The 13,375-nt window shown below is 62.7% G+C and carries 10 protein-coding genes; 3 read left to right on the top strand and 7 right to left on the bottom strand.

The features are described 5' to 3' along the window. Window positions 1-914 precede the first annotated feature (914 nt). On the top strand, window positions 915-1,847 hold the full coding sequence (locus QNA11_RS16970; protein ID WP_283483907.1) for an IS110 family RNA-guided transposase: 933 nt from the start codon (window positions 915-917) through the stop codon (window positions 1,845-1,847). A 190-nt stretch (window positions 1,848-2,037) separates the two neighbouring features. Here the strand turns inward: QNA11_RS16970 and QNA11_RS16965 are convergent, their stop codons facing one another. The 3 genes from QNA11_RS16965 to QNA11_RS16955 all read right to left on the bottom strand — a co-directional run bounded on the left by QNA11_RS16965 (window position 2,038) and on the right by QNA11_RS16955 (window position 5,910). Next, window positions 2,038-2,487, bottom strand: coding sequence for an RrF2 family transcriptional regulator (locus tag QNA11_RS16965; protein WP_281929108.1), 450 nt, complete (start codon window positions 2,485-2,487; stop codon window positions 2,038-2,040). A gap of 176 nt (window positions 2,488-2,663) precedes the next feature. Next, entirely contained in the window at window positions 2,664-4,901 is a 2,238-nt protein-coding gene (locus tag QNA11_RS16960) for a family 2A encapsulin nanocompartment cargo protein cysteine desulfurase (protein ID WP_283483906.1), read from the bottom strand. 61 nt (window positions 4,902-4,962) lie between these two features. Then, the gene (locus QNA11_RS16955) at window positions 4,963-5,910 is read right to left on the bottom strand and encodes a family 2A encapsulin nanocompartment shell protein (protein WP_281929110.1); all 948 of its coding nucleotides are present in this window, start codon (window positions 5,908-5,910) and stop codon (window positions 4,963-4,965) included. A gap of 324 nt (window positions 5,911-6,234) precedes the next feature. On the opposite strand from QNA11_RS16955, the gene epsC reads away from it, so the two are divergent. Together epsC and cysK are read left to right on the top strand one after the other, a co-directional pair. Then, the gene (gene epsC, locus QNA11_RS16950; RefSeq protein WP_283483905.1) at window positions 6,235-7,176 is read left to right on the top strand and encodes a serine O-acetyltransferase EpsC; all 942 of its coding nucleotides are present in this window, start codon (window positions 6,235-6,237) and stop codon (window positions 7,174-7,176) included. Window positions 7,177-7,228: 52 nt separating this feature from the next. Then, the gene (cysK, locus tag QNA11_RS16945) at window positions 7,229-8,212 is read left to right on the top strand and encodes a cysteine synthase A (RefSeq protein WP_283483904.1); all 984 of its coding nucleotides are present in this window, start codon (window positions 7,229-7,231) and stop codon (window positions 8,210-8,212) included. A 119-nt stretch (window positions 8,213-8,331) separates the two neighbouring features. Here cysK and QNA11_RS16940 read toward each other — a convergent pair whose 3' ends face one another. From QNA11_RS16940 to QNA11_RS16925, 4 genes are all read right to left on the bottom strand, one after another. Continuing rightward, window positions 8,332-8,745, bottom strand: coding sequence for a DUF6165 family protein (locus QNA11_RS16940; RefSeq protein WP_283483903.1), 414 nt, complete (start codon window positions 8,743-8,745; stop codon window positions 8,332-8,334). Continuing rightward, window positions 8,742-10,463 (bottom strand): tetratricopeptide repeat-containing glycosyltransferase family protein, encoded by a 1,722-nt coding sequence (locus QNA11_RS16935; protein WP_283483902.1) that lies wholly within the window; start codon window positions 10,461-10,463, stop codon window positions 8,742-8,744. The genes QNA11_RS16940 and QNA11_RS16935 overlap by 4 nt, the downstream gene beginning before the upstream one ends. Window positions 10,464-10,675: 212 nt before the next feature. Continuing rightward, window positions 10,676-11,098 carry an MORN repeat-containing protein gene (locus QNA11_RS16930; RefSeq protein WP_283483901.1) on the bottom strand — a complete coding sequence of 141 codons (423 nt, stop codon included), beginning with the start codon at window positions 11,096-11,098 and terminating at the stop codon, window positions 10,676-10,678. A 19-nt stretch (window positions 11,099-11,117) separates the two neighbouring features. Next, on the bottom strand, window positions 11,118-13,325 hold the full coding sequence (locus QNA11_RS16925; RefSeq protein ID WP_283483900.1) for a carboxypeptidase-like regulatory domain-containing protein: 2,208 nt from the start codon (window positions 13,323-13,325) through the stop codon (window positions 11,118-11,120). Between the last annotated feature and the right edge of the window lie 50 nt (window positions 13,326-13,375).

Raw genomic sequence — 13,375 nt, 5'->3', positions numbered from 1 at the left:
GCAATCCAGAGCAGCGGTGCGGCCCTGGATTGCTTCGTCGCTTACGCTCCTCGCAATGACGGCGTCCAGTTGGAGTCCGGCGCCGGCGTCACGGCGGCCAACATTATCGCGAGGCAGGCATGGCTCGCAAAGAAAAGCGCGCCGCTGTCATGAGCGCTTGGGAAAAGCGCGCCTCGGCGTCAGCCCAAAGCGCAGCAAGACGCCGGAGTCAGCCGTTTGCTGGCTCCGGCGAAATTCAGAAGTGAGGAAGAGTGGGCTGTCAGCCGATCAAACCGGTGATGTTGTGAAGCACGATGATGAATCCCGCTGCGACTGCAGCGACGACAACGAGGGCCCTGAATAGTTCTTTGCTGTTGTGGGCTGTCTGCATGATTTGTTTCCTCCAGCAGTCCCCTTTTCGGGCTTTGCGAGGAAAGGTTAGGACCGGCGCCAAATTATCTCAACGAAGATTACATGCGACAAATATACGCATCTCCGTTTATTTTAATAGTTCTATATTATAGCATTTCTAATCTCATCTTTTTCTACAGCATTCTAGCATTCAAATCCGTTTAGGCATTCTGGTGTCGTCGCGCGCTGCCGCGGGGGTGCGAACCGAGAACACACTAAACTGCCTGGTTGGTTCATCGTCATTCCCGACGCTCGCGCAGCGAGTGATACCGTTTCCGTTTGAATAGCTCGCATTGGCGCTTGTCATTCCCGAAGGCCCGATCGGGAATGACAAGCGCCACAAAAGCGCAGGTTTGCTCTGGATTCCTGTGTGTCCAATCTGTGCGAAAGTGGATACGGGCGGGAGACCGTTAGATTCCTGGTGATGTCACCGAGATCGGGCTTGGTCCCCGCCCGCGTTTGTATCCACCTGAACAGTTGCACGAGGCTGCGCCAACAGACCTCGCATCACAGGGACAGGCCAAATGACTTTATCCCCTGTTTGCGTCGGAATCGACGTTTCAAAAACCCATCTCGATATTTATGACGCCATCGAAGGCCATCGCCGAGTGGCCAATGTCGGCCCCCACATCGCCGAGCTGTCGCGCTCCTTGCAGGAAAGGGGCTGCTTCGTCGTCTTCGAGGCGACCGGCCACTACGACGCCGCCTTGCGGCGCGGCCTCGAGGAAGCCGGCGTCGCGCACGCCCGCCTCAATCCGGAACGCGCGCGCGACTTCGCCAGAGCCATCGGGCGGCGCGCAAAAACCGACGCCGTCGACGCCCGCATACTCGCCGAGCTTGGCAGCAGGCTCGCGCCTGAACAGCGCGAGGCCGCCGACCGCACCCGCGAACAGCTTGCCTTCCGGCACAAGCGGCGCGATCAGCTCGTCAACATGCGCCAGCAGGAAAAGGTGCGCCGCAGCGAGTGCCCCGATCAGAGGGCCGTCGCCGACATCGAGCGGCATATCGCCTGGCTCGATCAGGAGATTGCCGCCGTGGAGGCCGGCATCCGCGCCATGATCGACGCCGACGCCTCCTTGCGCGAAAGCGAGCGGCGCTTGCGCAGTGTGCCAGGCGTCGGGCCAGTCACCACCGTGACCCTGCTCGCTCTCATGCCCGAGCTCGGCCGGCGCTCGCCCAAGACGATCGCGGCGCTCGCCGGCCTCGCCCCTTTCAACGACGACAGCGGCGCACGGCGCGGAAAACGCGCGATCCGCGGCGGACGCAGGCGCGTCCGGAGGGCCCTCTACATGGCGGCTCTCTCCGCCTCGCGGTCGAAATCACGACTTGGCGATTTCGCGCGCGCCTTGCGGAAGGCTGGAAAGCCCCCGAAGGTCGTCCTTATCGCCGTGGCCAGAAAGATCCTCGTCATCCTCAACGCCATCACGCGGGAGAACGGCTCCTACGCGGCAGCATAAAAACACAGTTGCCTGTGTGTCCAGACGGCGCGAGCGTCGGGAATGGCGCCGAACCAATCGAGCGGAGTATGATGGGGAATTCAGTACAGAACCAACGAGGCTCTGGATTCCCGCCCGTCGGGAATGACACATCCCAATGCGAGCTGTTCAAACGGAGATAGTGTGACGCGCCCCAATGCAGGTGCACGTGTCAGATATCGAAGAAGATCGCTTCCGCGTTGTTTTTGGCTCGGTCGCCCATCTCTTGAAGAGAGCAATTGTCGAGCACGTTCGACAAGGCTTCCTGGGCGCGCTGCATGATCTTGCGCACGGCGCAGGTGTTTTCGTCGAAGCAATCGTCACAGCGCCGGTAGCGCGTCTTACTCGCGCAAGGCACCGGCGCCAAAGGCCCGTCGATCGCGCGCACGAGTTCGCCGACGGTAATCTCGCTCGCCGGGCGCGACAGGGCGTAGCCGCCGCCCTTCCCCATCTTCGAATGGACAAATCCCGCGTTGCGCAGCTCGCAGAGGATGGCGTCGAGAAACTTTTTCGGGATGCATTGCTTTTCGGAGATTTCGAGCACGGGAACCGGGCGCCCGGGCTCCGACTGCGCCAGATGCACCATGGCTTTGAGGCCGTATTTTCCCTTTTTTGTCAGCACGCGGATGACTTCCCGAAAGCGAGCGCTTTCCGCTGTTATCCCCATGCAGCTAATCAGTCAACTATTTCCATAGATTATACAGGCTTCAAAACAGACAAACGGTCGAGCTTCTAAATGAGCCGATCATGTGGGTGAATGGGCGGCTGACGCCATGCCGCCCCTCTCTCTTGCCCTGCTCAGAAGCCGCCGCGGCCCGCCTGCAGCTTCAACAGCGCCGCCACCAGCGCATCGACGTCCGCGCAGGTGTTGTAGAAGGCGAGCGAAGGCCGCACCGTCGCCTCCAGGCCGAAGCGGCGCAGGATCGGCTGGGCGCAATGATGGCCCGCGCGCACGGCGATGCCTTCCCGATCGAGCGCCTTGCCGACCTCCGGCGTGCTGTGGCCATCGAGAACGAAGGACAGCACGGAGGCCTTCTCGGCGGCCGTGCCGATGAAGGTCAGGCCTGGCACTAAGCGCATTTTTTCCGTCGCATAGACGAGAAGATCATGCTCGTAACGGGCGATGACCTCCATGCCGATGCTCTCGACATAATCGAGCGCCGCGCCGAGACCCACTGCGTCGGCGATATTGCCCGTGCCCGCCTCGAAACGCTCCGGCGCGCCCTGATAGATCGTCTTCTCGAAGGTAACGTCGGCGATCATATTGCCGCCGCCCTGCCAGGGCGGCATGGTTTCGAGCACTGCGTCCTTGCCGTAGACGACGCCGATGCCGGTCGGCCCGAAGACCTTGTGGCCCGAGAAGATGAAGAAGTCGCAGTCGATCGACTGCACGTCGACCGGCATATGCGAGACGGATTGCGCGCCGTCGATCAGCACGCAGGCGCCGTGGCGATGCGCCATGGCGGTGATCTCGCGCACCGGCGTCACCGTGCCGAGCGCATTGGAGACCTGCGTCACGGCGACGATGCGCGTCTTCGGATTGAGCAGCTTCTCATATTCTTCGAGAATGAGCTGGCCGCGATCGTCGACCGGCGCGACGCGCAGCCGCGCGCCCTTCTCGGCGCAGAGCATCTGCCAGGGAACGATATTGGCGTGATGCTCCAGCCAGGAGACGACGATCTCGTCACCCTCGCGCACATTTCGGCGGCCCCAGGCCTGGGCGACGAGATTGATGCCCTCCGTGGCGCCGCGCACGAACACAATGTCCTTGACGCTGGGCGCCTTCAAAAAGCGGCGAACCTTTTCGCGCGCGGCCTCATAGGCGTCGGTCGAGCGCGCGGCGAGCGCATGGGCGGCGCGGTGGATGTTGGAGTTTTCATACTCGTAGAAATGCGACAGCCGGTCGATGACCGATTGCGGCTTCTGCGTCGTCGCCGCATTGTCGAGCCAGATGAGCGGCTTGCCATGCACCTGCTGCTGCAGGATCGGGAAGTCGCGCTTGACCCGATAAGGATCGAAGACCTGCCGCGTCTCTGCGGAACTGGGCGAAAGCTGCGGCGCGAAGCCCTGCGGCTCGGGCGCAGGCTGCGCCGGCGCGGCGGCGGGATGGCCGCCCGTATGGCTCACGAAGTAAAGCGCGTCGCTCGCGGCGGGGCCGGATTGGCCGGGCGTCGGGAAGCTCTCGAAGCCGCTCGAAAATTGCTCGCCGCCGACGGGCGGCGTGGCGAGCGAAGCGGAGTCCGAGAGACGGTGCGGATCGGCTTCCGACGGCCCTGAGATGGCGAAGCTCTCCGGCGCGGCGGGAGCCCTGGCCTCGGCCTCCGCCGGCGCGCTCGGCGCGGAGACCGGAATGTTCGGCTGTCCGAGCTCCGGCTGCGGCGCGACCGCCGGCGTATGCGGCGAGAGATAGGACGGCGCGGGCGCGGCCGGCGCGCTCGTGGGGGCCGCCCGCTCATGCAGGAAGTAGAGATTATCGACCGCAGGGCTCGCGCTTACCCCGGCGGGGCCGATCGCTTCCGGCGCGTTGACGTGGCTTTGTGGCACGAGCGACATGTCGGCGGAGAGAAGGCGCGGAATGAGGCTGTAATCGACGTCTGAGGGAATAGCGGAGGGCGTGGAGCTGCCGAGCGACGCGCCGGGCTGCGGAATTTGGTCGAGGCCGAGCGGCCGCGTCGGCGACTGCAAACCCGTCGGCGCGGCAGGCGCAGGGATATTCGGCGTCGGGATGACGGAGAGAATTGTCGTTGGCGGCACGTCCGGTGGTCCCATCTGGGCGCGCGCGGGGGCGAGCGGCGCGACCGTCGTCACGACCGAAGGCGCCGGCGCGTCGGGCAGGCTCGGCGTCAGCGCCGGCGGACCGAAGGGCAGCGAGGAATTGGCCAGCGGAACCGGCGGCTGCTGGAAAAAAGCGTTGGCCAGCCGCGCGATCATATTCGGGTCGATTGTCGGCGCGGCGTGATGGCCGGCGTCCTGAGCGGGGAGATTGTCGAGCGGCAAATCGGCGGAAGCGGGAATGGCGGGCTTCGCAGGCGACATGAAGGCGGCTTCCTCGGCGTGAAAGAGAGCCGGCGGCGCTGGGCCGCCGGCGTTGTTGCGATCAGACGCGCTTGTCGTCGTATTCGTGGAACTTGCTCACATCGACATCCTCGAGCACGCCGAGGGCGTCATGCGTCAGCACTGCGGCCGAGCAATAGAGCGAGATCAGATAGGAGGCGATCGCCTTGCGGTTGATGCCCATGAAGCGAACCGAGAGACTCGGCGCCACCTCGCCCGGAACGCCGGGCTGAAAGAGGCCGATGACGCCCTGCTTCTTCTCGCCAGTGCGCAGCAGAAGAATATTTGTCTTGCCGTTCTCGTCGATGTAGAGCTTGTCGCTTGGCACCAGCGGCAGGCCGCGCCAGGTGATGAAGGGCGAGCCGAACAGCGTGACAGTTGGCGGCGGCACGCCGCGGCGGGTGCATTCGCGCCCAAAAGCGGCAATGGCGCGCGGGTGCGCCAGGAAGAACGCCGGCTCCTTCCAGACCTTGGAGATCAGCTCGTCGAGATCGTCCGGCGTCGGCGGACCCTTGCGAGTCTTGATCCTCATCGACGGATGCGCATTGGCGAGGAAGCCATATTCCGCATTGTTGATGAGTTCGGCCTCCTGCCTCTCCTTCACCTTCTCGGTGAGGAGACGGACCTGCTCCTGAATCTGATCATAGGGATGGTTGTAAAGATCCGAGACGCGGGTCTGAACGTCGAGAATCGTCGTCACCGCATTCATCGAATATTCGCGCGGCGCATCTTCGTAATCGACGAAGGTCTCCGGTAGGTCCGCATCACGATCGCGCGCCGGGCTGCATTGCACGACGGCGTCGCTCAACGCCGACGATTCCTTGACGCGGTTCAGGCGGTAGATGCCGGCTTCGACCGGCACCCAGGGGAGGAAGGACACGAGCCAGCGCGGCGTGATGCCCGACCATTGCGGGCGGGTTTTCGTTGCGTTGGCGAGCTGGCGCGCCGCCGCCTCGCTCAATGTTCGGCGGACTTCGGGTTCTGCAGTCATGCAATCGTCCTAGGAGGGTCGACGGGAACAGACGGGCGCCGCGCGGGAGGGCGCGTCGTCTTTTCAAATACAAGAAATCGCTAACATGTTGCTTGCGACAGCGTGAACTCTACACGCTATCGTTCTGGATTCAAGAGTATTTCATGGAATTAATACATGACAAAGTTCTACTATATTAGAATACATATACTAATACGACCAGCCGTACATGCTGCTGACAGCCGAGGCGAAGATAGCAAAGCGCGTTTTGCGGCTATTGCCCTTTCTGATGATATAGTCTATGACTTTTATAGATTAATTCGCGTGCTGCTTGAAGGCCGTGGAATGACGCAACAGTTCGAGACAATTTTCCTGGACCCGGACGGATTCGACGTCGAAGACATCGTCTCAGCTCTCGCCGTCTTGCGGCGAAAGTCGCAGACGAATCGTTACGGAAACGGCCGGCTTCCCGAGCTGCCGTCGCGCGCGGCCATACTCGACACTGTCGAGGATTTGACCGCGGTTCTCTATCCACGGCATTTCGGCCCTTATGAGCTGACGCCGGAGACGACGGACGCCTTCTTGACCCGGACTCTCGGCCGCGCGCTGCGGATGCTGCGTGAGCAGGTCCGCCGCGAGCTCAAGCTCTTCGAACCCGAAGCCGCCGACGATGCGCTCGCGAGCCGCGCCAGACTGATCACAGAAGAATTCGCGCAGGCGCTGCCACAGGTCCGCATGCTTCTCGATACGGATATTCGCGCCGCCTTCACAGGCGATCCGGCGGCCAAGAGTCTCGACGAAGTCGTCTTCTGCTATCCTGGCGTTTCCGCCATCATCCGCCATCGTCTCGCGCATCGGCTTTATTTGCTCGGCGCGACGATGATCGCCCGCATCGTCGCCGAGATCGCGCATTCGCAAACCGGCATCGATATTCACCCCGGCGCGACCATCGGCGAAAGCTTTTTCATCGATCATGGGACAGGCGTCGTCATCGGCGAGACGGCGGTCATCGGCAAGCGCGTGCGCCTCTATCAGGCCGTTACCCTCGGAGCCAAGCGTTTCGACGTCGACGAGAACGGCGCGCTCGAAAAAGGCAAGCCGCGCCATCCGATCATCGAGGACGACGTCGTGATCTATGCGGGCGCCACCGTACTCGGCCGCATCACCATCGGCCGTGGCTCCGCCATCGGCGGCAATGTCTGGCTCACCCAGAGCGTGCCGCCTGGCGCCAACATTTCCCAGGCGAAGGCGCGCGTGGAAGTCTTCGACCACGGGGCAGGCATATGAGTTTCGATCGGCGGACCGGAAGCGCTTCGGCAGGAAGTGAAAGGATAGACAAATGACTATTCACAGCGTGAACTTCACGCCGGCGGCGCGGCCAGGGCGCGGCCGGATCTACGACTCCATCACCCAAACCATCGGCGACACGCCGATCGTGCGCCTCGACCGCATTGCGCGCCTCAAAGGCGTGAAGGCGAATATTCTGGCGAAGCTCGAATTCTTCAATCCGATCTCCAGCGTCAAGGACCGCATCGGCGTTGCGATGATCGAGACGCTCGAGAAGGAGGGGCGTATCGCGCCCGGCAGGACGGTTCTGATCGAGCCGACATCCGGCAACACCGGCATTGCGCTCGCCTTCGTCGCCGCCGCGCGCGGCTACCGGCTCATTCTGGTGATGCCTGAATCGATGTCGCTCGAACGGCGCAAGATGCTCGCTCTGCTCGGCGCGGAGCTCGTGCTCACGCCTGCCTCGCAAGGAATGAAGGGCGCGCTCGCGAAAGCCAATGAGCTTCTTGCGCAGAACCCCGACGCGCTCATCCCCCAGCAGTTCGAGAACCCCGCCAATCCCGAAATTCATCGCGCGACCACGGCGGAGGAAATCTGGAACGACGCCAATGGCGAGATCGATTATTTCATTTCAGGCGTCGGCACGGGCGGCACGATCACCGGCGTCGGACAAGTGCTGAAGCGGCGCAACCAAAATCTGCGCATCGTCGCCGTGGAGCCGGAGGACTCAGCGGTGCTCTCCGGCCGCCCGCCGGGACCGCACAAGATTCAGGGCATTGGCGCTGGCTTCGTGCCGCCCGTTCTCGACCGGAGCGTGATCGACGAGATCGTCACCATCGGCAATCAGACGGCGCTCGACACCGCGCGACTCATTGCACGGACCGAAGGCGTCCCCGTCGGCATTTCTTCGGGCGCGGCGCTCGCGGCCGCATTGGAGATCGGCGCCCGCCCGGAGGCCGAAGGAAAGAATATTGTCGTGATTGTGCCGTCTTTCGCGGAGCGTTATCTCTCCACGGCGCTTTTCGAAGGGTTGTAGCCGCCGTCATTCCCGGCGGGCTGAAAGCCCGACCGGGAATCCCGAGTCCGCAACAGCGCTGTTTCGCGCTGGATTCCCGACCGCTTGCTTTGCGAGCGTCGGGAATGACGCGACTCGCCTCAGCAGTAGGATTTTTCCTCGACCAGAGACGAGCCGCAGAGTTGGTTCAGCCGATATTTCAGCGCGGCGCGCCGGTCGTTCTGGTGATAAACGCTGCGCGCAAGCTCGATGAAACGCGGGCCGAAATCGCCCTTGCGCTCACAGTCGCGGATTTCGTCCTCGATCGCCCAAAGCGCCGCATTCACCTCGGCCAATTGGCGACGTACGGACTCCAAATCGGTGGCCGCGAGACCGAGGCGGAACTCCGTTTCGCGCAAGAGCTTCAGCTCCTGCCGAACATTGGTAAGCTTCTTTGCATCTTCGATGTGATGCTCCTTGAGCTCCAATATGGAGATGCGATCGAAGAGTTCTCCGATCGAAGACGGAAGCATCAAGGGATCATTGTTTCCGAAGATCGACTGCTTCGTCGTCATAGCCTCGCTCGCAACGCCTCCGTCATATCCGCAATCACGCCGCCCCAATCGCCCGGCGCGCTCTGTCGAAAAAGCTGCGCTGTCGGATACCAGGGGCTATCCTCGCGCTGCAGCAGCCAGCGCCACTCGGGCACATATTTGAGGGCAATCCATAGCGGACGACCGAGCGCGCCCGCGAGATGGGCGAGCGACGTGTCGATCGTGATGACGAGGTCCATCGCCTCCATCGCCGCCGCCGTATCGAGAAAAGCATCGGGCCCCGCGTCGAAATCCGGGCCCAGCTCCTCGATCCGAAACACCCCATTGGCCTTCGTGATTTCCTGCACGCCCTCGTTCTTCTGCAGGCTGATGAGACGAACGCCCGGAAGCTCGGCGAGCGGCGCGAAAGCGGAAAGCGGCGCGCTGCGGGTATCATCCGACTGGGCGGTCGAGCTGCCGCGCCAGGAGACGCCGATCTTGAACCCGTGGGCGCCGATCCGCTGCCGCCAGACATCACGCCGCCGAGGATCGGCCGCGAGGTAACGCGCGGGCGCCGGTATGCTGTCGACCCTCGTCCCTAAGACGAGCGGAAGGCTGCAAAGCGGCGTGAAGAGATCGAACTCGTCGACCCGCACATCCGTCACCAGCCCGGTCGGCGGGTCGAGTGTCTCGATCAAAGCGCGCATGCTCGCGCGACAACCAAATGCAACTCGGCGCGCAGGTTCTCGCGCCAATAAGGGAAAATAGCGGCTATATTGGATGACGTCGCCGAGACCGGCTTCATCCATCACCAGCAGGCGCTTACCTGTTAAATCCTCGCCGCGCCATTCCGGCCAGGGCAACCGCGCTTTCAAGTGTAGAGTGTGGCTATTCGCCCGCCGACATTCGAAGAGCGGAAGCCCCTCGGGATAGCGGCCAAGCAGCAACAAGAGAGCGCCCTTGTTGCTTTTCACATCTTCATTTTCGGGGTTGATCGCCAGCGCCGCATCGAATGTGCGCAAAGCGGCGTCGACCTCTCCGAGTTCTTTGAGCGCAATGGCCTGGCCGCTCAAGGCATCCGCGTCATTGGGGGAGAGCTCCAGCGCGCGGATGAAGGCGTCCCGCGCCGTCTCATACAAGCCGAGCTTCAAAGCGACTGTGCCATAGGCGCGCCAGGCCAGCGACACGTTTGCGTCGCAAGCAAGGGCTTCTTTTGCGCTGGCGAAGGCTTCGTCCCGCCGGTTGAGCGAGAGAAGCGCCGTTGAGCGATTGACGAGAAGCTCGACGTCGCGCGGTGAAAGGCGCAACGCAGCATCGTAGATTTTCAACGCCTCGTCGAAGCGTTTCGCGGCGAGCAGCGCATCGGCCTTGAGGCGCAAGGCGCGCTGGTTGCGTGGGTCTTTCTCGAGCAGCCGATCGCAATAGGCGATCGCCTCCAGAAAGCGCCCACGCTTGCTCTCGGCGAAAGCCGCCGAATCCGCGGCAATCGCATAGCTCGGGTTAATTTCCAGCGCCCGCGCAAAGGCGAGAAGCGCGTCGTCGACCGCGCCGAGCCCCAATAATGAGACGCCGAAATTGTACCATAGATCCTCTTCTCGCGGCGCAAGAGCGAGCGCGGCGTCGTAATCGAAGAGGGCTTCATTGTCGCGGCCCAATGCGTGCAGAGACAGCGCGCGTCCCCTCAGCGCGTCGATGCAGTTTTTATCGAATTTGAGCGCCTTGCTATAGGCGGCATGCGCCTGCGCATAGCGCCGCGCCAAAAGCTCGGCCGCGCCTTTCGCGACAAAATACGCCGCGCCTACTGGCGGCGCGAAGGCGCCGCGAGCATGTCGAACTGTCTGACGTCGAGACCGGGCCATAGGCAAAGGTGAGCCGAAAAAAGGAAGTCGCCGGCTGCAAGCCTATGAAGACAAGCTTTCCGCAAGCTGACTGCCTTGACCGGTCCAATTTGCGCCAGGCATATGCGTAGCGATCAGCGCGGCGTCTGCGCGCCCTGCCCCGCGAAAGCGCCGTCGACCCAGACGCCTTCCTTCAAAATCTTTCCCGCTTTATCGGTGAGCACGCCGCGCCCATTCGGTCTATCATTTTTGAATTCGCCCGACCATTTGTTGCCGTTCTGGCTCGTATAGACGCCTGCGCCTTCGCGGCGGTCATTCACGAAGCCGCCGGTATATTGCTGCCCATCCGGATAAGTGATCGCGCCCTGCCCATGTCTTTTATCGTCTTTGAAGGCGCCGACATATTTCGACCAATCGTCATAAGTGTAAGCGCCTTCGCAATCGGTCCACACGACCTTTCGGCTCGCCGGGCAAGGCGGGAGCTTGCCGGCCGCAATGACTGATTGCGGCGCCGACATCGACAGCAGGAGCAGCGTCAGAAGCAGAAAACGCGACAAGGGGCCTCCTCCTCGGTTCTCAATGTGCAAGCGGCGACGGGCGAAGCTGGAAGTTCACGACAAGCGGCGCCGAATAGGTTTCCGGCGTCTTGCCCGGCGCGCCCGGCGCAGGGGCGTCGATCGCCTCGATATGGAAAGGCGTGCGATTGCCGGAAGTCGTCCAAAGGCCGCGGCCTTTCCAGCCAGCGGACGGATCGTCGATGCGGCCGTCGACGCCCTTTGCATAGAAACCCATCGGATAGGGGACGCGCAGCTCGACAATCTGTCCGTTCACCAGCGCGTGCAGCGAGTCCGATTGATTGCCGGTGGCGAAGGGCGTGTTCGGCCCGAGGCCCAGAATATCGTGCTGATCCACCCAGGCGTAATAGGGCGTCTCCGCCGCGCCCGGCGCGCCGGCGAAACCGGGGCCCGGAAGCGGATAGAAGCTCCAGCCCTCAGGGCATTTCTCGCCCTTTTCGGCGCCGGCCCCGTTGAGCGGCCCCTTGCATTTGCGGCGGTCGAAGCTCGCCAGATGCCCGCTGCCGAGCGCCGCCCAAAAGACGCCGTTGCGATCTACGTCCGCGCCGCGAATGCCATAGCCCGGCGACGGCACTTTGTAGATTTCGGTGAGCGCCGTCTCCGGCGGATTGGCGCCGAGCGCGACGCGCACCGCATAGCCGGGGAAAGTGAGATTGGAGCCCCACACGGAACCGTCGAGCGGGCTGGAGGCGACGCTGTAGAGCCCGTAAGGCACGCGCGTGTCTTTCGTCGCGTCGATCGGCTTGCCCGGTTGGTTGTAGTCCTCCGAGCGCTTGCCGTCGCCATTGGTGTCGACGATGAGCGCCGTCCACCCCTGCGATTGCATGCTGTCGCCGGTCTCCCAGAATTTCCTGGTGTTGACCCAGCCGAGGACGGCAAGCTCCCCCTGCCCCACATTGTTGAGGAACAGCGTGTCGCTCTTATCCTCGGCAAAATTCAAATGATGCGAGCCGAAGCAGGTGTCGATGAAGCCCCATTTCTTCGTCTTCGGATCATAGACCGAGACCTGACGCGCATTGCCGACGAAGCCTTCGGGCTTGGCGGGCAACGGATAAAGCTGCGCAGAACGCAGTGGGGAGTCCTTCGTGCAATAATCTGGCGTGTTCTTTGGCGAGCGGATTTGCGCCGCGAAATAGACGCGGCCTTGCGAATCCATCGTCGGCGTATGGGCGTTGAATTTGCTGTTCCACAAGGCCTCATTGCCGAAATAGGGCGAGGGCGCGATCACCGGATTGGCGAGGAGCGAGCTTGGCGCATCCGCGTCGCGCAACTGCGCGGGCAGCAGCGATTTCGTGTTCCTGACCGGATCGAGAACCGGAATGTCGTCGCTGCCGAGTTCGGTCGCGCCATAGATCAGGCCATAGGGATTGACGGTCGGCTTGCGCTTGTCGGTCAAAGTCAGGTCGTGGAGATAATGCTTCGCGTCCGCATAATCATGCACGGTGACGACGATGTTGCGCTCGACACCGGACGGGCGAGGCGGCGTCTCATGCGGCAACTCTCCGCCGGCGATACGGTCGGTCCAATCAGCAAAAAGCGCGAGCTGCCCGCCATCCGGCGAATCGAGACGGACAATCCCGTTGATCATTGCCGTGCCGCCCTGACCCGATTGCAGGCGCCGCCGCCAAGCCTCGACGGATGAATCGAAGTGCCCCAGCGAAGCGGGAATGGCGCGCGTGGCCAGATTGCCGAGCTGATGACAAGGACCGCAACCATTAGTCTTCACAAGATCGAGCCATTGCTCTTGCGATGTAAAATTCTCAGGCACACCATTGCCGCTCGCTCCCGTGCCGGGAAACTTCTCACGGCCGGGAACTTTGAGCAGGGAAAGCCAGTAGATCGGCGGATAATATTGCGCCGCGGCCGAGAGGCTCGGCGCAACGACTGCCTGCAGATCGATCTTTTGTCCCGGCTCCGCGGCGACCTTTGGCGAATCGACCAGCCCATAGCCGCGCACCCAAAGCCGGTAATGCGCTTTGGGCAGATCCGGGATGACGTAGCGCCCCGCCTCGTCCGTCACCGCGATCTTCGCGAAACGAGTCCCGAGTTCCGTCGTCTCGGCGATGACCCATACGCCCGCCTCGGCGCCGACGCGGCTCGTCACGACGCCGCCGATGTCGTCGGGGTCAAGCGTGAGCGCTGTTTCGACGCCGGCTTGGGCCGCGGCGGACAGCGAGAGGCTCAAAGCAAGGACGACGGATGATTTCATAGGCGCTTCCTTCGAGGCGACGTCTTCGGCGCGGCAAACTAACATGTTCT

It is taken from the genome of Methylocystis sp. JR02 (genome assembly GCF_030063565.1).
In the GTDB taxonomy this organism is placed as follows: domain Bacteria; phylum Pseudomonadota; class Alphaproteobacteria; order Rhizobiales; family Beijerinckiaceae; genus Methylocystis; species Methylocystis iwaonis.
Note: the sequence above shows the minus strand (reverse complement) of the source record. Positions and strands in the feature narration are given on the sequence as shown.